The organism is Alteromonas macleodii, from assembly GCF_903772925.1.
GTDB classification, from domain to species: Bacteria; Pseudomonadota; Gammaproteobacteria; order Enterobacterales; family Alteromonadaceae; genus Alteromonas; species Alteromonas macleodii_A.
On sequence record NZ_LR812090.1, the window covers coordinates 1,489,945 to 1,511,210 of the forward strand.

General features: G+C 45.0%; 22 protein-coding genes. 9 read left to right on the forward strand and 13 right to left on the reverse strand.

What is annotated here, in order from left to right:
- Positions 1-36: 36 nt before the first annotated feature.
- Genes PCAR9_RS06535 through PCAR9_RS06545 form a run of 3 tightly spaced genes read right to left on the reverse strand, consistent with a single transcriptional unit; the run spans position 37 to position 2,310 of the window.
- Complete coding sequence (locus PCAR9_RS06535) at positions 37-1,368, reverse strand: ATP-binding protein (protein ID WP_179982906.1); 1,332 nt, start codon at positions 1,366-1,368, stop codon at positions 37-39.
- A complete protein-coding gene (locus PCAR9_RS06540; RefSeq protein ID WP_179982907.1) occupies positions 1,365-2,039 on the reverse strand; it encodes a response regulator transcription factor in 675 nt (224 codons plus the stop codon). Before PCAR9_RS06540 ends, PCAR9_RS06535 begins: the two co-directional genes overlap by 4 nt.
- A 1-nt stretch (position 2,040) precedes the next feature.
- Positions 2,041-2,310: a PepSY domain-containing protein gene (locus tag PCAR9_RS06545; protein WP_179982908.1), complete on the reverse strand. Its 270-nt coding sequence runs from the start codon at positions 2,308-2,310 to the stop codon at positions 2,041-2,043.
- A gap of 628 nt (positions 2,311-2,938) precedes the next feature.
- On the opposite strand from PCAR9_RS06545, the gene PCAR9_RS06550 reads away from it, so the two are divergent.
- Positions 2,939-3,403 carry a pyridoxamine 5'-phosphate oxidase family protein gene (locus PCAR9_RS06550; protein WP_179982909.1) on the forward strand — a complete coding sequence of 155 codons (465 nt, stop codon included), beginning with the start codon at positions 2,939-2,941 and terminating at the stop codon, positions 3,401-3,403.
- 318 nt (positions 3,404-3,721) lie between these two features.
- On the opposite strand, the gene PCAR9_RS06555 is transcribed toward PCAR9_RS06550, so the two are convergent.
- The 7 genes from PCAR9_RS06555 to PCAR9_RS06585 are packed head-to-tail and all read right to left on the reverse strand — an operon-like array spanning position 3,722 to position 10,816.
- Positions 3,722-4,021 carry a YciI family protein gene (locus tag PCAR9_RS06555; protein WP_179982910.1) on the reverse strand — a complete coding sequence of 100 codons (300 nt, stop codon included), beginning with the start codon at positions 4,019-4,021 and terminating at the stop codon, positions 3,722-3,724.
- A gap of 4 nt (positions 4,022-4,025) precedes the next feature.
- On the reverse strand, positions 4,026-4,835 hold the full coding sequence (gene trpA / locus PCAR9_RS06560) for a tryptophan synthase subunit alpha (protein WP_179982911.1): 810 nt from the start codon (positions 4,833-4,835) through the stop codon (positions 4,026-4,028).
- Positions 4,835-6,016 (reverse strand): tryptophan synthase subunit beta, encoded by a 1,182-nt coding sequence (gene trpB, locus PCAR9_RS06565; RefSeq protein WP_014976090.1) that lies wholly within the window; start codon positions 6,014-6,016, stop codon positions 4,835-4,837. Before trpB ends, trpA begins: the two co-directional genes overlap by 1 nt.
- Before the next feature lie 20 nt (positions 6,017-6,036).
- On the reverse strand, positions 6,037-7,446 hold the full coding sequence (trpCF, locus tag PCAR9_RS06570) for a bifunctional indole-3-glycerol-phosphate synthase TrpC/phosphoribosylanthranilate isomerase TrpF (RefSeq protein ID WP_179982912.1): 1,410 nt from the start codon (positions 7,444-7,446) through the stop codon (positions 6,037-6,039).
- The gene (gene trpD / locus PCAR9_RS06575) at positions 7,439-8,470 is read right to left on the reverse strand and encodes an anthranilate phosphoribosyltransferase (protein ID WP_179982913.1); all 1,032 of its coding nucleotides are present in this window, start codon (positions 8,468-8,470) and stop codon (positions 7,439-7,441) included. Before trpD ends, trpCF begins: the two co-directional genes overlap by 8 nt.
- Entirely contained in the window at positions 8,463-9,095 is a 633-nt protein-coding gene (locus tag PCAR9_RS06580) for an aminodeoxychorismate/anthranilate synthase component II (protein WP_101563971.1), read from the reverse strand. Before PCAR9_RS06580 ends, trpD begins: the two co-directional genes overlap by 8 nt.
- Positions 9,092-10,816: an anthranilate synthase component 1 gene (locus PCAR9_RS06585; RefSeq protein ID WP_179982914.1), complete on the reverse strand. Its 1,725-nt coding sequence runs from the start codon at positions 10,814-10,816 to the stop codon at positions 9,092-9,094. The genes PCAR9_RS06580 and PCAR9_RS06585 overlap by 4 nt, the downstream gene beginning before the upstream one ends.
- 278 nt (positions 10,817-11,094) lie before the next feature.
- On the opposite strand from PCAR9_RS06585, the gene PCAR9_RS06590 reads away from it, so the two are divergent.
- From PCAR9_RS06590 to dkgB, 6 genes are all read left to right on the forward strand, one after another.
- Complete coding sequence (locus tag PCAR9_RS06590; RefSeq protein ID WP_179982915.1) at positions 11,095-11,952, forward strand: PHP domain-containing protein; 858 nt, start codon at positions 11,095-11,097, stop codon at positions 11,950-11,952.
- Between the two features lie 239 nt (positions 11,953-12,191).
- A complete protein-coding gene (locus PCAR9_RS06595) occupies positions 12,192-12,812 on the forward strand; it encodes an L-threonylcarbamoyladenylate synthase (protein WP_014948946.1) in 621 nt (206 codons plus the stop codon).
- A 210-nt stretch (positions 12,813-13,022) separates the two neighbouring features.
- Positions 13,023-13,886: a segregation and condensation protein A gene (locus PCAR9_RS06600; RefSeq protein WP_179982916.1), complete on the forward strand. Its 864-nt coding sequence runs from the start codon at positions 13,023-13,025 to the stop codon at positions 13,884-13,886.
- The gene (gene scpB, locus PCAR9_RS06605; RefSeq protein ID WP_179982917.1) at positions 13,873-14,466 is read left to right on the forward strand and encodes an SMC-Scp complex subunit ScpB; all 594 of its coding nucleotides are present in this window, start codon (positions 13,873-13,875) and stop codon (positions 14,464-14,466) included. Before PCAR9_RS06600 ends, scpB begins: the two co-directional genes overlap by 14 nt.
- A 40-nt stretch (positions 14,467-14,506) precedes the next feature.
- Positions 14,507-15,403 carry a 23S rRNA pseudouridine(2605) synthase RluB gene (gene rluB, locus PCAR9_RS06610; protein WP_136781075.1) on the forward strand — a complete coding sequence of 299 codons (897 nt, stop codon included), beginning with the start codon at positions 14,507-14,509 and terminating at the stop codon, positions 15,401-15,403.
- A gap of 216 nt (positions 15,404-15,619) precedes the next feature.
- Positions 15,620-16,423, forward strand: a complete 804-nt coding sequence (gene dkgB, locus PCAR9_RS06615; protein ID WP_179982918.1) for a 2,5-didehydrogluconate reductase DkgB — start codon at positions 15,620-15,622, stop codon at positions 16,421-16,423.
- A gap of 282 nt (positions 16,424-16,705) precedes the next feature.
- Here dkgB and PCAR9_RS06620 read toward each other — a convergent pair whose 3' ends face one another.
- A complete protein-coding gene (locus PCAR9_RS06620) occupies positions 16,706-17,278 on the reverse strand; it encodes a sugar O-acetyltransferase (RefSeq protein WP_179982919.1) in 573 nt (190 codons plus the stop codon).
- Positions 17,279-17,319: 41 nt separating this feature from the next.
- Complete coding sequence (locus tag PCAR9_RS06625; protein ID WP_179982920.1) at positions 17,320-17,991, reverse strand: hypothetical protein; 672 nt, start codon at positions 17,989-17,991, stop codon at positions 17,320-17,322.
- Between the two features lie 615 nt (positions 17,992-18,606).
- Between PCAR9_RS06625 and PCAR9_RS06630 the strand changes: the two genes are divergently transcribed.
- Together PCAR9_RS06630 and PCAR9_RS06635 are read left to right on the forward strand one after the other, a co-directional pair.
- Positions 18,607-19,101 carry an arsenate reductase family protein gene (locus PCAR9_RS06630; protein WP_179982921.1) on the forward strand — a complete coding sequence of 165 codons (495 nt, stop codon included), beginning with the start codon at positions 18,607-18,609 and terminating at the stop codon, positions 19,099-19,101.
- Between the two features lie 12 nt (positions 19,102-19,113).
- The gene (locus tag PCAR9_RS06635) at positions 19,114-20,400 is read left to right on the forward strand and encodes a DUF445 domain-containing protein (RefSeq protein ID WP_179982922.1); all 1,287 of its coding nucleotides are present in this window, start codon (positions 19,114-19,116) and stop codon (positions 20,398-20,400) included.
- A gap of 125 nt (positions 20,401-20,525) precedes the next feature.
- Here the strand turns inward: PCAR9_RS06635 and tmpT are convergent, their stop codons facing one another.
- A complete protein-coding gene (tmpT, locus tag PCAR9_RS06640; protein ID WP_179982923.1) occupies positions 20,526-21,179 on the reverse strand; it encodes a thiopurine S-methyltransferase in 654 nt (217 codons plus the stop codon).
- Positions 21,180-21,266: the final 87 nt, after the last annotated feature.

The following is a 21,266-nucleotide window of genomic DNA, read 5'->3' on the forward strand; positions in this document are numbered from 1 at the left end:
ACTGGTTTATCAGTTAGCCTGTAGGCTTTTACACCACTAATCGTGATTTGGAAATTGAATAACGATACGAGCGCCGCCAAGCGCGCTGTCTTTGATAAGCATTCTACCTTCGTAGATTGAAACTAGGTCTGTGGCTAAGGCCATTCCAATTCCGTGGCCTTCGGTGTAGGTGTCAAGACGAGTTCCTCGCTCTAGTAAAAGTACTTTTTTGTCGTCAGGAATACCTGGCCCGTCGTCTTCAACATTTATTGTGAGCCAACCTTCACTAGTTTCTGCAGATATAACAATTCTATCCTGAGCCGCTTTGCATGCGTTGTCTAACAGATTACCGCAAAGCTCCATAAAATCTGTTTCGTCCCCTTTGAACTGGATATTGTCATCCATATCGAATTCAATGGTTAGGGCTTTGTCTTGATAAACTTTGTCCATAGCATCGGCAAGTTTGTGTAATACTGGTAAAACATTAATAGCTTGTTGCCAACCAGATTTTCCTGCACTCGCTCTTTTCAGTTGGCGTTTAATAATTCTGTCAATTTGCTGAAGCGATTCCTTTACTTCGGTTGGTAAATTACTATTCCCCGAAGCTACTGCAAGTGGTGTTTTCAAGCTATGTGCTAGGTCACCTAAGCTGTTTTTGTATCTTGCTCTTTGCGCTGCTTCAGTTTGAAGCAATCCGTTAATAGACTCTTTCAAAGAATCGAATTCGACTGGGTATCGCGATTCTAACTCGCGTCTATTGCCGCTAGAAGTTTGTGAAATCTCGTCAATTAGCTTTCTAACAGGTTGAAGCACTAAGCTTATGCCTATGATAATAAAAACTAAAAGCGCAATGCAGAGGGTGACTATCCATTGCCACGTTGTGCTCAAAAAAGTATTCCGCTCAGCTTCGAACAGTGCTTTGTTATTGAATATATAAAACCTTACTGGCTCGAAATCTCTGCTTGATGCAAACTCGGCAGTAAAGGCATATACAAAAAATTGGGACTTTTCCTCAAATGTGGGTGTATAGGATTCCAAAAACAACTCGTTGCCTACAGCGACGTCTATTGCAGGAGGAGTAAAGGTATACTCAAGGGCAGAAGCTGATTGCCAAATCACTTCATCTCGAAATACGATAACGCCAAGATAGCCAGAGCCAGGAAGATTAAGCTGTTCTTCGTACAAAATTTCAGGCATATAAGGCATGTCGCCATCTAACTCAAAAGCTGATAACAGCCCTAAGTTCATCAACCTAAGTTCGCTCATTTTAGCTTGTGTAAGGCTATCGGTATAAGCTTCGTCCAAAATGACAACAGTGAAAGGTGCAAAAAGTGCAAGTAGAACTATCGCTAGAAAAATACTTCGTAAACAAAGCGACAACTGCCTCATAGACTTCTATTTATCCTGTAACCTCTACCCCGAAGTGTTTCGATTGGCTTCAATTCACCTGATGGGTCTAATTTTTTGCGCAGTCTTCCTACAAAAACTTCAATGACATTGCTGTCTAAATCGAAATCTTGATCGTAAATATGTTCGGTTAACTCCGTTTTAGATATGACCTTTTGCGGATTAAGCATAAGGTACTCCATCACTTTGTATTCATACGCGGTTAAATCTAGGGCCTCACCGTTTAGCGATAGCTCTTCGCTTACTGTATCTAGCGAAATAGGACCGAACTGAATGGTAGGGTTTGCTTGACCTGAAGCGCGTCGAATTAGCGCTTTTGTTCGAGCAAGTAATTCTTCATTATGAAAGGGTTTGGTGAGGTAGTCGTCGGCTCCGGCATCAAGGCCTTCTACTTTCTCTTGCCATCTATCTCTAGCTGTTAAGATAAGTATAGGGCAAGAAATATCAGCTTGACGGGCTTTTCGTATAACCTCAAATCCGTCTAACTTCGGCATGCCGATGTCGACAATAGCCAGGTCATAGCTATATTCTTTAATGAGAAAAAGCGCGTGCTCACCATTATCAGCGAGGTCTACGCTATAGCCATTTTGCTGAAGAAGCGCGTCAAGTTGGGTTAATAATCTGCTATCGTCTTCGGCTACGAGGATACGCATGTTAGTCCTTATCTTTATTTGTTTTTACCTTGCCTGAGCGTTTGTCTACGTCTACTGATACTACTCGCCCTGACTTTTTAAGTACTTTTACCCGGTAGTTTTTTGAGGTCTGTTCAACTTTCAAAACGCGGCCATTTACAGCCGAGCGTGCACGCTCCGCAGCTTCGCTTTTTGATATATCGCCACCAGAATCTTGCAACGCCAATGCTGGCGTAGTGTTAGACAATGCTAACACTAAACAAACTACTGCAACACGAAGCGATAATGCCATACAACCTCACAATTATTTTCCTACACAGGTCAAACTACAGATAAGTATAACTTGGTTAACTGAACCCATTCTGAACTAGGTTTAGTCTACCTTGCAGAGCAAAAGCTGTATATAAGCCTTAAGTAAATGGCATCTACGAAAGAGCAAATATTGTGGACAGACACTTAATTGCAATGATGACGCAAGTCAAAATTAGAGTGTCTGTCCACAATCTATTTAAAGGCCTCATGTTACGAATATAGTCTAGCGCTCTCGCTACTATGACATATTGAGTAATCTTTACTCTTACTTTGAAAATGTGTCTGTCCGCTTTGTTGATTTGTAACTACGTGAGCAATATCTACGATGTTGTCGAGTGACTATCCACAGTTCCCTTTACATAGTTCTTACAGACCATGGGAATATATGAGTGTCTGTCCAAACCTGTACCTGCCTCGCGTTGGGTGAAAAGGCTGACGTTTCTTAATAGCTTATTTTGCAAGGGAATTCGGCGATATTGTTTTTTTGGCATGTCATGTGCGATGCATAGGCTTTAGATGAGTCAATAAAATGAAAATAAGGTGTTTAGTTCAACTGCTCAATTCAATAGTAACGTCGGACAGACACTTATTTTCAACAAGGAGGAGCTATGTCTAGCGATATTAAGAAAACAATGTGGAAAGCAATGTCAGATAGTCCAAAGGTAATGGTAAGTCTGGTCGGTGAGGATATGCATGCTGAGCCAATGTATGCTCAACTTGACAAAGAAGCTGATAGCGAGTTTTGGTTCTACACGAGTCGCGACAACCGTATCGCTAAAGGCGGAAAAGCAATGGTTCACTTTGCATCTAAGGGGCACGATGTGTTTGCGTGCATTCGAGGCAATCTCACCGTTGAATCACGTAAAGAGGTGATTGATAAATATTGGTCTAATCTTGTAGAAGCATGGTTTGAGAAAGGTAAAGAGGACCCTTCACTATTAATGCTTCGTTTTGAGCTTATAGATGCGGAAGTGTGGGATGCCGATCCTTCACTCAAAGGGATGTTCAAAATGATGACGGGAAAAACGGTGAAGCCGGGAGAAATGGGTGAACATGAAAAGGTAGACCTGTAACCCCCCATGTTTCGAGACAGTGGCATGACGCAGCTTTGAAAAGCTAAGAAAACTGCTCAGTCAAAAAAGTGTCTGTCCACAATTTATTATTAGCTTTAAGCTAGTTGGTGGCTAACTACTAAGTGACTGTCCACTATCGAGCGTGGCATAGCTACGAGTGACTGTCCAAAGTTAGCTTTCAAAGTAAGTGTCTGTCCACTATTGGCACTATTGGCTAAATCAAAGAAAATAAAAAAGCCCCTGAAAACTCGGAGTAACCCGGTTTTCAGGGGCTTTCGCTATTCGTTGTTTACTTACGACTTAGCGTTTAGCTAAAAACTAAGGCAAAACTTTTTTGTAAGGTTTAACAACAACGTTTTCATAAACACCAGCCTCAATGTAGGGGTCGGCGTCTGCCCATGCTTGGGCGTCCTCTAGTGAATCAAACTCTGCTACTACTAGCGAACCAGTAAATCCGGCCGGACCTGGGTCTGAGCTATCTACAGCAGGGAAGGGGCCAGCCATGACTAAACGGCCCGCATCTTTTAACGCATTCAAACGCTCAAGGTGAGCAGGGCGTGCCGCAAGGCGTTTTTCTAGACTGTCCACTACATCGGTAGCACAAATCATATATAGCATACGCTTATCCTTTTGCCGTAGCAGCTTTCATGCTCTCAACAAAGCTGCCGAGCTCGCTTAGCATTTTGTGACTGTCCGATAAATTGGCAGCGATAATATTCACTGTCGCCGAGCCTGAAATTGCGCCAGCGGCACCTGCGTCAATAGCAGATTTAACCTGCTCCGGTGTAGAAATACCAAAGCCTAACAAGGCTGGTGCTGCTTTGTGTTTATTCAATCGCTCAATAAGCTCTGAAGCAGGTACGTTAGCAGCCGTTTCTGCGCCAGTAACGCCCGCACGGCCTAACAGGTATGTATAGCCTTTCGAGTATTCCCCGATTTTTTCCATGGTTTCGTCAGTAGCATTAGGTGGTGCAATCAGAATTTGTGAAATGCCAGTGGCTTCGGCTGCTTTTTGAAAAGGTGCCGCTTCGCGAATAGGAACGTCAGCGACCAAAATTGAGTCAACGCCTGCCTCTTGCGCTTTATTGTAAAAATTTTCGATGCCTTGGGCCATTACTAAGTTGCTGTACAGAAGCAAGCCGATAGGCACATTAGGATATTTTGCGCGAACGCGTGAAATTACGCCCAAGCAATCCGCTACCGTTACTTTACTCTCCAAAGCGCGTATGGCTGACGCTTGAATAGTCGGGCCATCAGCGATGGGGTCAGAGTAAGGTATACCTAACTCAAGTGCGTCAGCACCGCTTTCTACTAGCTGGCAAATAATAGCTTCAGATTGCGCTAAATCAGGGTCACCCACCATTACGAAAGGTACGAATGCGCCCTGGTTTTTCTCATCAAGGCCCGCAAACATTTGTGCATATCTATCCATTATAAATCGTCCCCTAAAATGTTGATAACGTGCGCTAAGTCTTTATCGCCACGCCCTGATAAATTAACCACGATGATGGTTTCTTCTTCCGCTTCATCAGCCATGTTAAGCGCATGTGCTAAAGCATGCGACGATTCAAGGGCAGGAATAATACCTTCCTTTCTTGCCAGCAATTGGAATGCGTTCAGCGCTTCTTCGTCGGTGGCGGCCACGTATTCCGCTCGGCCAATATCGTGAAGATAAGCATGTTGAGGGCCAACAGCAGGGTAGTCGAGACCAGCCGATACTGAGTAGCTCTCTTCAATCTGGCCTTCTTTGTCTTGCATAATGAAGGTGTATGCGCCGTGAAGAATACCTTTTGTGCCCGTAACGATAGTTGCACCGTGCTCTTTGGTGTGCACGCCTTTGCCCGCAGGCTCAACGCCCACTAAGCGTACAGAAGGCTCGTCAATGAAGTCTGCAAACATACCAATGGCATTTGAGCCTCCACCTACACATGCCACTACGGCATCAGGCAAGCGGCCTTCTTTTTCCATAATTTGTGCACGAGTTTCTTCACCAATCATACGGTGATATTCACGAACAATGGTCGGGAACGGGTGTGGGCCCGCGGCTGTGCCTAACAAATAGTGCGCTTTATCATAGTTTGCCGACCAGTCGCGCATGGCTTCGTTTACGGCATCTTTAAGCGTACCTGAGCCTGCGTTTACAGGAATAACCTCTGCGCCCATAAGCTTCATTCGGAACACGTTTGGCGCTTGACGTTCAACGTCTTTCGCACCCATATAAATACGTGCTTTTAGCCCCAACAATGCACATGCTAACGCGGTTGCAACACCGTGCTGACCTGCGCCGGTTTCGGCAATAACTTCTTTTTTACCCATTCGCTTGGTAAGTAGTGCTTGGCCCAACACCTGGTTAGTTTTGTGTGCACCACCGTGAAGTAGGTCTTCACGCTTTAGGTATAACTTCACCTTTGGGTTACTTACCAGATTGCGAGTTAACGTCATTGACGTTGGGCGACCGGCGTAGTCTTTTAACAGAGATAAAAACTCTTCGTTAAATGTCGGGTCGTCCTTGGCATCTAAAAATGCTTTTTCCAGTTGGTCTAGTGCTGGAATAAGTAGCTCGGGCACGTACATGCCACCAAATTCGCCAAATTTTGTATCTAACTGGTTCATTACGTTGTCCTGTATTTAAATTAGTAACGGCGGCAAACAGCAAAAAGCGCGTCGAGTTTTTCTTCGCTTTTCACGCCTGGGGCGGTTTCTACGCCTGAATTCACATCAATAGCACCACTGCCGGTTGCAATAGCTTCTGCAACATTCTGGGCGTTGATACCGCCAGCAAGCACTAACTTATGCTTCGCTTCGATATCGTTTAATAACTGCCAGTTGAAGGCTTCGCCTGTACCGCCTTTTGCATCACCTACTTGGCAATCCAGAAGAACGCGGCTGATAAGACTGTTATTTAAGTGTCTGTCCACTGCGTCTGGTAGAGCGTCAGAAGAGGTTGCATTAACACCTTCGACTTTCCAAATTTCACAACCTTCTGGAAGCTTGGCAGCAAGCGCTGAAATGTAAGTGTCATCTTCGCTGCCATGAAGTTGTACAGCAAAAAGGTTAAGTGAGGCGGCGAGTGATGCCACTTTATCAATGTCGTGATTAACGAACACCCCAACAAAAGCACCGTCAACGCTTTGTGTTATGGTCAAAGCCTGTGCTTCGCTCACACAGCGTGGCGATTTTTCAGCGAAGATAAGCCCGCCAAAGCTTGCGCCTTTATCGAATGCCATTTGTGCTTGTTGGGGGCTGGTAAGCCCACACACTTTAACTGCACCATTCACTAACGTTTTTACTGCGCGCGGCAGGTCAGCCTCGGCCATTAACGCACTGCCCACCAAAAAGCCTTGGGATACAGGCGCTAAACGAAGCACGTCTTGGTGTGTGTAAATGCCCGACTCTGAAATAACCACGTAGTCGTGCGTGGCTTTATCAAGCATGGGCACAAGGCGTTCTGTGGTCGCTAAATCGGTAGAAAGGTCGCGTAAGTTGCGATTGTTGATACCAATGATGTTAGCTTCAAGGGCAATAGCGCGCTCCATTTCTTCTTCATTACTTACTTCGGTAAGAATGTCTAATGACAGAGCATTGGCAACGCTTGCCAACTCGCGATATTCGTCATCATTTAGCACACTAAGCATTAATAGCACTGCGTCGGCATTATAGTGACGGGCTAAAAACACTTGATAGGTATCAACGAAGAAATCTTTGTTAAGCACAGGCTGAGCAACACGCTCAGTAACATAAGCTAAGTACTCAAATTTACCTTGGAAGTACTTCTCGTCTGTCAGCACAGAAATACCGGCAGCATAAGGCGTGTAAGCCGCTAAGATCTCGTCTAAATCGAAATGCTCTCGAATAAGGCCTTTTGAAGGCGATGCTTTTTTGCATTCGAAGATAAAGCCTGCGTTTGGGTCACTAAGTGCGGCAAATAAACTCTTTTCAGAAGGAACTAGATTCGCCTTGAAGCTTTCTAGCGGTAGTGCTTCTTTGCGTGCGGCCACTTCTTCTCGTTTGTCTGCAACAATTTTCTCAAGCACATTAGCCATTCGTGCTTACCTCCTGAGTAATTTTGGCAACCTTCGTTAATAACTGCATGGGTAACCCTTCGGTCATAGCGTTCATCGCCATTTCAGCCCCTTCTTTGAAGGTTGAGGCTTTGCCGGTTACTTTCAACAGTGCCCCGCAGTTCATAGCGATAGCGGCACGGTGCGCCTCTTTACCTTCGCCGTTTAGCGCTGCTTCAACAAATTGTCTGTTTTCTTCAGGTTCACCGCCTTCAATCGCAGAAAGAGGATAATGAGGTAAACCGAAGTCTTCGGCGGTAACGGTAAGCTTGCGAATATCGCCATGCTCAAGGTCGTAAATCATTGATTCGCCGTGAAGCGCCAGTTCATCCAAGCCATCGCCATGCACAATCATTGCGCGGTGTTGGCCAAGCAGCATAAGGGTTTTTGCGTAAGGTTCAAGCAGTTCAGGAGAGTATACGCCGAAAACGCCATGAGTTGGACCCGCCGGGTTTGCCAGCGGCCCCAGTATATTAAACAAGGTTCTGGTCTTCATCGCAGCGCGCACGGGGGCTGCGTGGCGCATACCGGCGTGATAAACCGGTGCAAAAAGAAATGTGAAATTTGCTTCATCTAAGCACTTGCGGGAAGTTTCTGGGCTTATCTCTAAATTAAGACCAAACTGGCGAAACAAATCAGCAGAGCCAGACTTACTCGATACACTGCGATTACCGTGTTTCGCCACCTTCACACCACAAGATGCGGCAACTACACCGGCTGCACTGGAAATATTAATGGTGTTGTGGCCATCACCGCCTGTACCAACGATATCTGCAAACTCATAAGACGGTGTGGGAAAGGGCAGTGCATTGGCAACCATGGCACTCGCCGCACCTGCAATTTCGCTGGGTGATTCTTTTTTCATTTTCAGCGCAGTCAGCACTGAAGCAATCATCACCTCGCTTTGCTCACCGTGCATGATGCTGTTAAACAAGCTGTATGCCTCGGTTTGCGACAGTGATTCTCGCAACATAATTTGTTCTAGTAGAGGGCCTGCGTTAAGCATGGTTCGCTCCCTGTAACGTTAGATAGTCAATACTTTGCTTTAACAGCAAACTTCCGTGGGCTGTTAAAATAGATTCTGGGTGAAATTGGAAACCCAACATGCGATCTTCGCTGTTGTAAACTGCCATTACGGCCTCACTGCCGTCATCGTTTATTGTAGATGCGCAAACAGTAAGGTTTTCAGGCAATGAATGTGCCACTAAAGAGTGGTAGCGTGCGACATGTAAGGGCTGCTGTAAGCCTTTGAACATGGCATCTTCAGAATGAGTAATGGCAGAAGATTTGCCGTGCATAACTTGGCTGGCGCGGCCTACGGTGCCGCCGTAATGCTCAACAATGGCTTGATGGCCTAAGCAAATACCAATTACGGGGAACACGCCGTGTACCTTTTTAAGTAGCTCAGGCATACAGCCGGCTTCACTTGGTGCGCCTGGACCTGGTGACAACATAAGAAGCACAGGGCCTTTCGTTGCTTGTTCCTGCATTCTTTCAAACAAGGCATTTGCTGAAACCGTGTTGCGATACACCTTTATATCTAGGTTTAAGGTGCGCAGTTCGTCCACAAGGTTGTAGGTAAATGAGTCTACATTGTCGAGCAAAAATAGGGTGGTCACTTGCTGATTCATGCGTTGCCTCCTTCATTTAATGCAACGTTGATACTTTCAGCTTCTTCTTGTAGCGCTGCTTTTACTGCACCAATTACCGCTTGTGCCTTAGCGCGGGTTTCATCAGCTTCAGCTTGTGGAACCGAGTCATATACTACACCTGCACCCGCTTGAATATAAGCCGTGCCGTTTTTCACAAACGCTGAGCGAATGACTATACAAGTGTCCATGTCGCCTTGACCATTCAAATAGCCAACCGCGCCGCCATAACTGCCGCGGCGTTTTTTCTCTACTTCGCGAATTAACGTCGCTGCGCTTACTTTTGGTGCGCCGACTAGGGTGCCCATATTCATGCAGGCTTGATAAGCGTGCAGTGGATCTAAGTCGTCACGTAGCTGGCCAACCACGCGCGATACCAAGTGCATCACGTGAGAGTAACGGTCAACCTTTAGCAAGTCTTTCACATAGCGCGTGCCTGGGCGACTCACCTTTGCCACATCGTTTCGGGCAAGGTCAACCAGCATAATGTGCTCAGACTTTTCTTTGGTGTCTTCGCGCAGGTTTAATTCAATACGGCTGTCTAAATCTCTGTCGATACTGCCATCAGGGCGCTTGCCACGTGGACGGGTACCGGCAATCGGGTAGATCTCTACCTGATTACTTTCTCTTTCGTATTTAAGGGCTGATTCAGGAGAGGCACCAAATATGCTGAAAGCGGCATCTTGCATGTAAAACATGTAAGGGCTTGGGTTTGATTCTTTAAGTTTAGCGTAAGCAAGTAGCGGCGATGGGCAGGGGAGAGAGAATGTGCGCGAGGGCACAACCTGAAAAATGTCGCCGGCTAAAATGTGCTGTTTTAAGTCCAGCACATGGTTGCAAAACTGTTCATCACTTAAATCAACACTAACTTCAACGCTTGGGTCAAAAGAAGAAAGTGACTGTCCGTTTTGATTTTCTGAGTCGGAAACGAGTGACTGTCCACTTTGTGCTTCACTTTCTACATCGGTAATCTTTGCTGTATTTGCACCTACTAACACAGGCTTGGCAGGCATATCGTGTAGCTGCTGATGAATTGCTTCTAAGCGTTGTGCAATGGCAAAGTATTGCTGAGCCACGTCTTGACCGCTAAACACACTGCCAATTAAGTGGGTTTCGCGGGTTTGGTGATCAACGGTAATTAAAGTTTCTGCCAGGTAAAACACAAAGTCTGGACAGTCATTTTCACCTTCTGCAACATCAGGTAGCTTTTCAAAGCCTGCTAGCATGTCGTAGGCAAATACCCCGCCTAAAAATATAGCGTGGGGATGCTGGCGAATTGGCGTTATCTTATTGATAACAATGCGAAGCGCGTCCATTACGCTGGCGGCCTTTAAGCGGCTGTCTTCGTCAAGCTCGCCGTCGGCTTCATCACATACCATGGTAATTGAAGTGTCTGTCCTTTCTTTAATGTGTAGACCGTCAGGGGCGTGGTCTACAAATAAAGGTAATACTGAAGCGCCGTTGCCGGTCAATGCTTTCACTTCTACACGGTTGCCTCGACATTCCATGCGCAGTGCTGCGTCAACCATTAATAAGCTTTGTAAGTCGTCTTTAGAATCAATTTCTGCCGACTCTAAAAGCAGTGCGTTGTTTTTATTGCCACAAAGGTGGGCAAACGCGGCAAGTGGATCATCGACATAGTGACCCACTTGCTCAATTGTCTCTACCTTACCTGGGGAAATCCCCAGTTCCGCTAAACTCATTTTTGCTACTCTCCAACTGCAAAAAGATAAAAAAAAGGCCCGTATAAACGGGCCTTTATGTGTATTCATTCACGCACTACAGTGCACACCGCCCGTTAAGTTAGGGAGTGCCACCACCAAGCTGCAACTGTCATTGCTGTTGAAATATTGTATGAATGCATGAATTACTCGTTGTTTTTCCAAACTTCAATAGGATTTGAAGCCGTTAGTACGTATACTTTATGTGTATAGAAGAAAACAAATTGCCCTTTGTGTCAACCTAAAATTTGCATAAGACATTGAAAATAGATCTACATAGTCATACAAAATTCTCTGATGGCCACTTAACACCAGAAGAATTAATCCTTCGCGCGCACACTATGCAGGTGGACGCGCTTGCCGTTACCGACCACGATACTGTAGCCGGTTTGGAAGAAGCACACGCTACTCAATCAAAGCAAAAACGTGCCTTAACTATTATTGATGGTGTTGAAATTTCCACCACTTGGCACAGTTTCGATATCCATATAGTTGGATTAAATGTGGACAGACACTGCCCAACGTTTCTTAAACGGCTACAAGGTCAATCGGAAACTCGTGAAGCTCGGGCTGCAAAAATTGCTGATAAGCTGGAAAAGTGTGGGTTTGAAGGTGTTCTAGCGCGTGCTAAAGCGCTAGCGGGCGTTGGCCAGGTGACACGGGCACACTTTGCGCGCGTATTGGTAAACGATTACGGTGTGCCAAGTATGGACGCCGCGTTTAAAAAGTATCTAGGCAAAGGCAAACGAGCTGCAGTTAAAGCAGAGTGGCCAAGCATCGAAACGGCTATTGAGTGGATCCACGATGCAGGCGGTCAAGCTGTATTGGCTCATCCAGCCCATTATGACATGACAGCAAAGTGGCTACGGCGCTTGGTGGCGCTGTTTGAACAAGCCGGTGGCGACGCCATTGAAACCGCGTTTCCTGGCATTAATAAAACGAAGCAAGAGCTTATTAATGAACTTGCACAAACCCATCAGTTGTTAGCATCAGCGGGCTCAGATTTTCATTTTCCTTCTCGCTGGACTGAATTAGGTAAAAACTTGGGCATTAGCAGTAAGCTCACGCCGGTGTGGCATAATTGGCAGCAGTTTGAAGGGCAAATGGCTGAAGGTTAAGAAAATCTAATTTGCTAAGCTCTGGGTATAAATGGGCAAGGTAAGGCAAATGGTTCACGTACGGTTGATGAGCGCTATAGCTAATCAATATGTCTAGAGTTGGTTAGTAAAAAGCCCAAAAGCTAATTTAACCAGCGAGTTTTACCAACGAGCTTAACCAGCAAGCTCAACAAGTGGACAGACACTTACTCCGTTGGCAAAGTAGTATCGTTCTGCGCGTTTAAGAAAAGGAAGTATTTATGAGTCAATTTTTCTACGTTCACCCAGATAACCCGCAAAAACGTCTTATTAGCCAGGCTTGTGAGTTAATTCGAGAGGGTGCAGTGGTGGTGTATCCGACAGACTCAGGCTATGCCATAGGCTGCCAAATGGAAGACAAAAAGGCGCTTGAGCAGTTGTGTCGTATTCGTCAAATCGATAAAGATCACAACTTTACCTTAATGTGTCGAGACATGTCTGAGCTATCAATTTACGCAAAGGTAGACAACACGGCGTTCAGGCAAATTAAGAACAACACACCAGGGCGTTACACCTTCGTGTTGAAAGCGACCCGCGAAGTACCAAAGCGTTTGCAAAACCCTAAACGTAAAACCATTGGAATTCGCGTGCCCGATAACGCCATTGCACTTGCATTATTGGAAGAGCTGGGCGAACCATTGATGTCTACGTCTTTGATTTTGCCAGGCAATACCATGGCTGAATCAGACCCAGATGTCATCCGTGATAATTTGGAAAAGCAAGTTGGGCTTATCATCCATGGTGGTTACATTGGTGAGCAGCCCACTACCGTGGTTGATTTGTCGGAAGACACACCAGTAATTGTGCGACATGGCACGGGCGATCCGTCTCCCTTTGAGTAACTTTCGTTAGGCTGACTTTTTGAAAAGATAGTTTTAAATAGCTTCTTTTGCTAGTTGCAGGTGGGAGTTATAGTAGGAAACCGTAAGCTAAGTTTCTAAGGCCTGTAGCGCTTCGGTTTGCAGCGAAGCACTACAGGCCCTTGCATGAACGCGTAAATAATAATATCAATAATCGCCGCTTTGTTAGCGCGTAAAAACGGTTGTGGAACTGTGTCAGAGCTTGTTGAAGACAATAATAACGATAATGACGCCTCTGTTGAGAAGGGGCTTTCGACACCTGTTCAGCAGCCGTTGCCACTTGCGTTTATTAATGGTGAAGCGCTAATTGAAAAGCCTGAAGATCTTTTCATTCCCCCCGATGCGCTAGAGGTCATATTAGAAACCTTCGAAGGGCCGCTCGACTTACTGCTTTATCTGATTAGAAAACAAAAGTTTGATATCACCACATTACCCATAGCTGACGTAACCAAGCAGTATATGGAATATGTGGATGCCATGATGTCGCTAAAGTTAGAGCTAGCAGCAGAGTACTTGCTGATGGCAGCCATATTGGCAGAAATTAAGTCCAGGCTTCTACTACCTAAACGCAGCGACGATTCTGACGAAGAAGAAGACCCTCGCGCAGAGCTTATTCGCCGATTAAAAGAATACGAGCTAGTAAAGCAAGCGGCGGAAGATTTAGATATACAGCCTAGACTTGAACGGGATATTTTCACCACTCACGTTGAACTAAGTGAGAATGTGGCGCCAATTCGCATTGAGCCCGATGTGTCTTTAGCTGAAATTGTATTGGCGTTCAGTGCGGCCATGAAGCGCGCTGAAGCGTTTGAACACCATACCATTGCACGGGAAGCACTGAGCACGCGAGAGCGCATGTCGCTCATCTTGTCGTTACTCACAACAACAGAATATACGCCACTTGAACGCCTATTTACGGTTGAAGAAGGTAAAGCTGGGGTAGTGGTTTGCTTCTTAGCAATTTTAGAATTAGTAAAAGAACAGCTAATTTTATGCATTCAGGCAGGTCCTTATGCAAAAATTCATGTAAAATTAGGTGCCCATGAAGAAAATTAACACGGCGCAGCTTAAACAATTGGTAGAGGCAGCAATATTTGTTGCTGATAAACCTATTTCAAAGCAGCATTTAAAAGAAACGGTACTCAATGAGTTTACCGTCGCTGATAGAACCTTGAGTAAGGTGATTAACGAACTAAAGTTAGACTATCAGCCAAGAGGCATTCAACTGGTGGAAGTAGCAAGTGGCTATCGCTTTCAATCGTTAGATGCGTTAAGCCCGTGGTTAAGCAAATTGTGGCAGGAAAATGCGCCAAAGTATTCTAGAGCAATGCTCGAAACCTTGGCACTCATTGCCTATCGTCAACCTATAACCCGCGGAGAAATAGAGCAGGTAAGGGGCGTAGCGGTAAGCAGTAATATTATAAAGACACTCACAGAACGAGACTGGGTAAAGGTAGTAGGTCACAAAGAAGTGCCTGGGCGACCAGCGCTTTATGCAACTACCAAAGGCTTTTTGGACTATTTTTCGATGACGTCGTTGAGCGATTTGCCCAATGCTGACGCTTTCGAAAACATGGCTGGAAGTATTGCGTCAGACTCGCCGCTTAAGGTGTTAAATGAGGCACCGTCTGAATAGACCGTGCGACCGTAAACAAGCAATTAAAGAGTGAAATCCCATGACTGAAAAGTTGCAAAAAGTACTGGCTAACCAAGGGCTAGGCTCGCGACGAGAAATGGAACGTTGGATTGAAGAAGGCCGAGTATCGGTCGATGGCACCAAAGCAACATTAGGTGATAGAGTCGATCACACTGCACAAATTCGTGTTGATGGTCATTTGCTATCTCGTCAAACAGAACAGCCAATTTGCCGTGTTTTGATGTACAACAAACCCGAAGGTGAATTGTGTAGCCGTCACGACCCTGAAGGTCGCGATACGGTATTTGACCGTCTACCCGCTATTCGATTAGGGCGCTGGATCACCGTTGGTCGTCTAGACATGAACACCAGTGGCCTGCTGTTATTCACCAACGATGGTGAACTAGCCAACCGCCTAATGCACCCAAAATGTGAAGTAGAACGCGAGTACGCAGTACGTGTATTCGGTGAGGTAACAGGCAAAACACTACATACCCTTCAAAAAGGTGTAGAGCTGGAAGACGGCGAAGCAAAGTTCCTGACAATTTCAGGTGCGCCTACGCCTCAGCATGCTGAAGATGAAAGCATGAACCGCTGGTACAACGTGACCTTGAAAGAAGGGCGTAACCGAGAAGTTCGTCGTCTTTGGGAGTCACAAGGTGTTCAAGTCAGCCGTTTGATACGTGTTAAATATGGCCCAATCGAACTACAAAAGCGCCTACCGCAAGGAGCGTGGGTAGAGCTAGGTTTAGAAGATGTGAATGCCCTTCGTAGCCATGTTCAACTGCCAGATGAAACGCAAACTATGGTTAATGTACGCCAGGGTAAACTTGACCACGCTCGTTTAAGCCGCATGCGTCGCTCGGTTAAAAAGCACAAAGTACGCAAGCAACAAGGCTTGAATAAACGTGCTGGACGTCCAGGTAAACGTAAATAGTATCTAACTATATCTATGTAAATACTCAAGGCCGCGAGCAAATGCTAGCGGCCTTTTTTATGCTGGCATCAAACACAAGCTTAATAACAACCAGAGTTGGTAAATTAACCCTACTAATCCACAAGCGTATTGCGATCTTCTTATCAAACGAAAGCGTAGGAAATTACTAATCAGCTATATCAGGTAGTTAAAAGTCACACGGAATAGGAGATTGTTATGAAAGACATGCCTCAACTAGGAATGGGAACGTTTCGATTAAAAGGTGAAGAGGCCCGTGAATCAGTAAGTAAAGCCCTAAAAGTAGGGTTTAGGCACATTGATACCGCGCAAATCTATGATAACGAAGCTGAAGTTGGCGATGCCATAAAGACAAGTGGGCTAGATAGAAGCGAATTATTCGTCACCACTAAAGTGTGGTACGAATCTTTAGGCGACGATCACTTTATACCCAGCGTTCACGAAAGCTTAGAAAAGCTAAAGCTAGAGTATGTGGATTTACTTCTCATTCATTGGCCATATCCAGGTAATGACATTTCACTAGAAAGTTATTTAGGCAATCTTGCCAAAGCGAAAGCGCTTGGGCTGACGCGTCATATAGGTGTATCTAATTTCACTATTGATTTGCTAAACAAGGCTGAAGAAATTTTAGGTGAAGGCGAGATTTACACGAACCAAATTGAAATTCATCCTTTCATGCAAAATAAAAAAGTTGTAGAAGCTGGCAAGGAAAAAGGCGTCAGAGCCACTGCATACATGCCGTTTGCTGTCGGGAAAGTAATGAAGGATGAAACTCTGTTGAGTATCGCTCAAAACCATAATGCGACGCCGGCGCAAGTGGTATTGGCGTGGATGGAAAAACGCCACATTTACGCAATTCCCTCATCAACCAGTGAAGTACATTTAGCGGAGAACTTGGCTTACGGTGGCGTAAAGCTTAGTGAAGAAGAGCTTGTTCTTATTGATGACCTCGATAACGGCGAGCGCATAGTAAGCCCTGATTTCGCGCCCGACTGGGATTAGGGCTTAGCAGAGTTGATATTTTGTTAGGGTGTATATAATAAGGTGAATAGGGCTAGCGATGAGTTTACTAGCCTCATCTTGTTCAGTTGTATTCGACATCGATTTAAGGCCGCTTTATTGGTTACAACCGCGGCCTTTTAACACTTCTTGTTTCAGCGAATAAAATTGATTCAGTGATTGGGGTGAATGGAGAGTTCGTTGAAAAAGGCCTTTTTCAGAAAGCTTTGTTCCAAAAAGAGGCCTTCTACAAAAGCTTCATTTATAAAAGCATCGGCTAAATCGTTAAACACTTTGGTCGACTGGCTCAATCTCTTTGATTACTTTGGCTGGGTTACCGCCTATGACTAGGTTATCCCCAAAAGATTTGGTTACTACCGCGCCAGAAGCCACAACCACATTATCACCCAATGTCACACCAGGGTTTATCACCGCCATCCCACCAATCCAGCAGTTATTGCCAAGGGTAATAGGCTTGGCGAACTCTATACCTGTTGCTCTTTGCGCGGGGTCTATGGGGTGGGTGGCTGTGTAAAGCCCTACCTGGGGAGCTATCATACAGTTGTCACCAATAGTCACCTTTGCTGCATCCAAAATGACACAATTAAAATTGGCATAAAAGTTTTCGCCAACATGGATATTTTCGCCGTAATCGCATTTAAACGAAGATTCGATGTACAGCCTTTTCCCTGTGCTGCCAAACAACTGTTTTAGCAATCTAGTACGTTTTTTGTAATCGCTTTGGCAAGTTGCATTAAGCTCGTCTAATTGAATACGGCACTGCTTACGCAATGCCGTTAAGGTTTTATCTGACGGGTAATATAAATCGCCAGCGAGCATTTTTTCATGTTCAGTCATGTATTTCCGAAACATTAAGCTGTGTTGTTAAAGCGGCTACGTTACTTTGCACCGCCGTAGCTTACAACGACTTTTTGCTTTAACTCGTCACTTTCAATGTCTAGATTGACAGGGCGGTGCAATATAATGCTACCGTCTACAGTCACTGACGCACTAATTGACAGGGTAGGTTTGTTGTCTGATTTATTACCCCAAGAGCTTTCACTTTCTTTATAAACAATGTCACCCGCAACATGAGATGAACCCGTCAAAGTAATATCACCATTTAAGGTTTTGATGTGTTTCTCAATGGTTGTATCAACAGCGGTGATATCACCGTTCACGGTTTCAACACTAGCACCAATTGTGCTTTGTGTAGGAAGCGTAACATTTCCATTTACCGTCTCGATCCCCTTAACCACACTCAGATTCGAATTTGCGCTAACATCGCCATTTACAATATCAATGTTTCGGACAGTCACATGGCTACCCATTTCTAGGTTCCCATTAACGATGCTAACTTCATCTGCGGCAGCGTGATCGCTAATTTCCACATTGCCGTTTACAGAAGATATATCGCCAGCATGCTTTCCTTCGGCAATGTCGATATTACCCAGAATTGAACTGAAATCACTACCTTCCAAAGCGTTTGCGTTGCCGACATGAATGACGCAGCCACTTAGTAGAGTGGCGGAGAGCAACATAGCAGTACTGGCAATTATCGACTTTTTCATATTCTTATATCCTTAATGGTTTTTATATACTTTAGATAGCACGCTTTAATGATGTTGGTACTAAACACAAATTTTGATATGTCGTGTTATGTGTTTATAACCTTTGCTTCATACTTATCACGTATCGTGCCACTCTTAAAAAGTCATTTAAATCATGGGGTTAGTGTTTTTTTGTTAAAAGGTTAGCAAGCGTAGTGGCGTGATGAAACGTTTTGTAGTTTTAAGCGCCAATATATAGCGAATTTGACCATACGAATTAACATGCACTTAAGCATAGAAGTGGACAGACACTTATTTAGCTTTAAGAAACGAGCTGGACGCTCTAATTTAGTGGTAAAGCTCCAACAAAGCTGGTTATCTAAATACTCTTCTGCTAAGTATCAAGTTAGAGATATTGTGAGTGTGTGTCCGCCCAGTACAGGTGCGAAGTGATTAGTTCGCAGAAGAGCGAGTGTGTGTCCGCCCAGTACAGGTGCGAAGTGATTAGTCTGTAGAAAAGCGAGTGTGTGTCCACGAAGTACAGGCTGGATATCTAGGCTGATTAGGGGGGCTGTCCTCGATCTTAAACAGTATGTTGGTATTTATAGTTTTCATTTTTTGTTGAGGTGAGTAACGATGATAAAGGTTTATCATAATCCAGAATGTGGAACGTCTAGAAATGTACTTGCAGTGATTAGAGCGGCGGGATATGACGTGGAAGTTATTGAGTATTTGAGTGTAGGGTGGGAGCGTGAACAGCTAAGCTATTTATTGCATGCAGCAGGCTTGACGCCTCGACAGGCGCTTAGGACAACAAAGTCGCCAGCGGCTGAGTTAGGGTTGCTTGATGAGTCGGTCAGCAACGAAGCTATCTTCGAACTTATGTTGAAGCATCCTATCCTGGTAAATAGGCCTATTGTTTGCATTCCTAAACATAAATATGAAAAAACAGCTTCATTATCTTCCGACCCAAATGAAGATAATGCTGTTGCTGATAACGCGAAAGAAACAGTAAAACTATGTCGGCCTAGTGAAGCTGTATTGGATATTTTACCGGTATGGCCAAAAGGCCCTTTTGCTAAAGAAGACGGTACACCATTAATTGACCAAGACGGTGAACGAGTAATTTAAACGGAGTAGTTTATGACGGACAAATATGCACAGCTAAACAGGTCCAAAAGGCTCGCATTGGCCTGTTTAGTTTTTGCCGCAGGTGTATTTGTCTTTACGGTATTACTACCCAAGTTTTACCCAAACTTACAGGGTACATGGTGGTTAGGGCTTATAAAGATGGCGAGCGAGGCGGCACTCATCGGTGGCCTTGCTGACTGGTTTGCTGTAACTGCGCTGTTTAAACCAATACCAGCCCAGTACCCTATTCCCCATACCAATATCGTGGCAAGTAATAAGTCGGTTATTGCTAATAACTTGTCTTTATTCGTTAAAGAGAAATTCTTTCACCCCGAAGCGATAGAAAAACTAATTCGAGACAGCGACCCTGCGAAGGGCGCTGGAAGATGGTTGTCACAGGAAAGAAACGCTACTCGCTTAAGTCGCTTTATTTGTGACGCCTTTGCCGGCGTGTTACGTGTACTTGATGACAAACCCGTCAAAGCGTTTATTGCTAAAACAGCGCAGAAGGGTATTAACCAACTTGATCTTAGGCAGCTTATGGCAACCTCGTTAGGTGCCGTGACGAAAGAACGCCAGCACCAAATCGTGCTCGATAGGGTATTAGGGAAACTAGCTAAGCTGCTCGCAGAGCCCGAAACTCAAATTTATATAGCAGATACGCTGGTCGTCTGGTTAAAAACTGAGTACAGCCGCATCGAAAAGCTCTTGCCGTCCAGCTGGCTAAGCGAGCAGGGTGCGCTGATTGCTGTTAAAGCCGTTTCAAGTATTTTAGAGGATATATACGAGGATGAGCACCATCCTATTCGACATGCTTTCGACGAACAGGTGCATGAGTTTTTATATGAGCTACAGCACAGCCCGTTAATGGAGAAAAAGGTAAACAGCTATCGCGAAAAAATCATTAATGACCCAGCATTAAATACCTATGTTCAGCAATCATGGGCCAAATTTCATCAATGGCTCTTAACGTCCCTTGAAGAACAAAATGGCAAAGCAGAAACTAAAGTGTCGGGTTTGCTAAAAGACTTGGGCACAACGTTAACGCAAGACAGTGAGTTAGCAAAAGCGTTTAATAAACACATTGGAGAAGCGGCTAAATATATGGCGCCTGAGTTGGCTGAATTTCTAACCCGCCATATCCGCAACACCATCAATAGCTGGGACGAACGCGAGATGGCAGAGCAGGTAGAACTAAATATTGGTCGCGACCTACAAAAAGTGCGTATTAACGGCACTATTGTCGGTGGTCTAATAGGTGCAGTATTGTTTGGAGTGGAGGCGCTATTAGGGCTATAGACGCAGACCTTTGCAACACTACTGGCAATGCATGGAGTAGGGCGCTACTGAATTAGCCATCCAAATTCGAAGTAGTGGTATTGGCTCAAACACTATATGCATGTAACAAAAGGCTGCGATAAAACCTACTTAGCTGTTAGGGCAAATACCAAATTATCAGCGTCTACTTTACCTTTTAAGCCGCCTTCAAGCACTGAGCGCTCTAACCTATTAATGTCGTAGGCGCCAGCGTAAAGTGCATCAACGGTTTTTTCGTTTACGCTAAATGGAGGGCCGGCCATTTCATTCTGGTCATACTCGAACGAAATGATTAGCTGAGGCGCGCATTGAGTAATGGTAATTAAGTGTGCAGCGTATTGCTCGCGAAGCGGACTGGGCAGTGCAACTAAAGCTGCTCTGTCGTAAACACCGGTAACGTCACCTATGTCGCTTGACGTAAGTTTAAAAATATCGCCCACGTGTATGGTTAAGCCGTCTTTGGTGTAAACCTTACCCTTTGCCGTTGGGGTAACGGTAGGCTCGGCTCCCAGCTCTTCAAATAGCTGTATGATAGCCACTTCGCTCAGTTCAGCACCTACCACCTCACAACCTTGGGAAAGTAGCCAGCCGATGTCACGGGTTTTACCACATAGCGGAACAAATATGCGTTTCAAAGCAGCGCTCGAGTTCTCGCTACCAAGCAGAAAAGACGAATATTTTACAAGAAGCGCATTGCCTTCGGGCTCATGAAATCCGATTTCGTTATTTTGCCATTTACTGTGCCAAAAACTGTGTTCCATGTATGCCTCAATCAGGTAAATGATGTAACTCGAAAAACAGGTGTTGTTATTTAGGGTACTAGAAACTATAAAGGTAGCGTGAAACGC

Coding starts and splice junctions, on each gene's coding strand:
- PCAR9_RS06535 (WP_179982906.1), bottom strand. CDS start 1,368: ATGAGGCAGTTGTCGCTTTGTTTACGAAGTATTTTTCTAGCGATAGTT.
- PCAR9_RS06540 (WP_179982907.1), bottom strand. CDS start 2,039: ATGCGTATCCTCGTAGCCGAAGACGATAGCAGATTATTAACCCAACTT.
- PCAR9_RS06545 (WP_179982908.1), bottom strand. CDS start 2,310: ATGGCATTATCGCTTCGTGTTGCAGTAGTTTGTTTAGTGTTAGCATTG.
- PCAR9_RS06550 (WP_179982909.1), top strand. CDS start 2,939: ATGTCTAGCGATATTAAGAAAACAATGTGGAAAGCAATGTCAGATAGT.
- PCAR9_RS06555 (WP_179982910.1), bottom strand. CDS start 4,021: ATGCTATATATGATTTGTGCTACCGATGTAGTGGACAGTCTAGAAAAA.
- trpA (WP_179982911.1), bottom strand. CDS start 4,835: ATGGATAGATATGCACAAATGTTTGCGGGCCTTGATGAGAAAAACCAG.
- trpB (WP_014976090.1), bottom strand. CDS start 6,016: ATGAACCAGTTAGATACAAAATTTGGCGAATTTGGTGGCATGTACGTG.
- trpCF (WP_179982912.1), bottom strand. CDS start 7,446: ATGGCTAATGTGCTTGAGAAAATTGTTGCAGACAAACGAGAAGAAGTG.
- trpD (WP_179982913.1), bottom strand. CDS start 8,470: ATGCTTAACGCAGGCCCTCTACTAGAACAAATTATGTTGCGAGAATCA.
- PCAR9_RS06580 (WP_101563971.1), bottom strand. CDS start 9,095: ATGAATCAGCAAGTGACCACCCTATTTTTGCTCGACAATGTAGACTCA.
- PCAR9_RS06585 (WP_179982914.1), bottom strand. CDS start 10,816: ATGAGTTTAGCGGAACTGGGGATTTCCCCAGGTAAGGTAGAGACAATT.
- PCAR9_RS06595 (WP_014948946.1), top strand. CDS start 12,192: ATGAGTCAATTTTTCTACGTTCACCCAGATAACCCGCAAAAACGTCTT.
- scpB (WP_179982917.1), top strand. CDS start 13,873: ATGAAGAAAATTAACACGGCGCAGCTTAAACAATTGGTAGAGGCAGCA.
- rluB (WP_136781075.1), top strand. CDS start 14,507: ATGACTGAAAAGTTGCAAAAAGTACTGGCTAACCAAGGGCTAGGCTCG.
- dkgB (WP_179982918.1), top strand. CDS start 15,620: ATGAAAGACATGCCTCAACTAGGAATGGGAACGTTTCGATTAAAAGGT.
- PCAR9_RS06620 (WP_179982919.1), bottom strand. CDS start 17,278: ATGACTGAACATGAAAAAATGCTCGCTGGCGATTTATATTACCCGTCA.
- PCAR9_RS06625 (WP_179982920.1), bottom strand. CDS start 17,991: ATGAAAAAGTCGATAATTGCCAGTACTGCTATGTTGCTCTCCGCCACT.
- PCAR9_RS06630 (WP_179982921.1), top strand. CDS start 18,607: ATGATAAAGGTTTATCATAATCCAGAATGTGGAACGTCTAGAAATGTA.
- PCAR9_RS06635 (WP_179982922.1), top strand. CDS start 19,114: ATGACGGACAAATATGCACAGCTAAACAGGTCCAAAAGGCTCGCATTG.
- tmpT (WP_179982923.1), bottom strand. CDS start 21,179: ATGGAACACAGTTTTTGGCACAGTAAATGGCAAAATAACGAAATCGGA.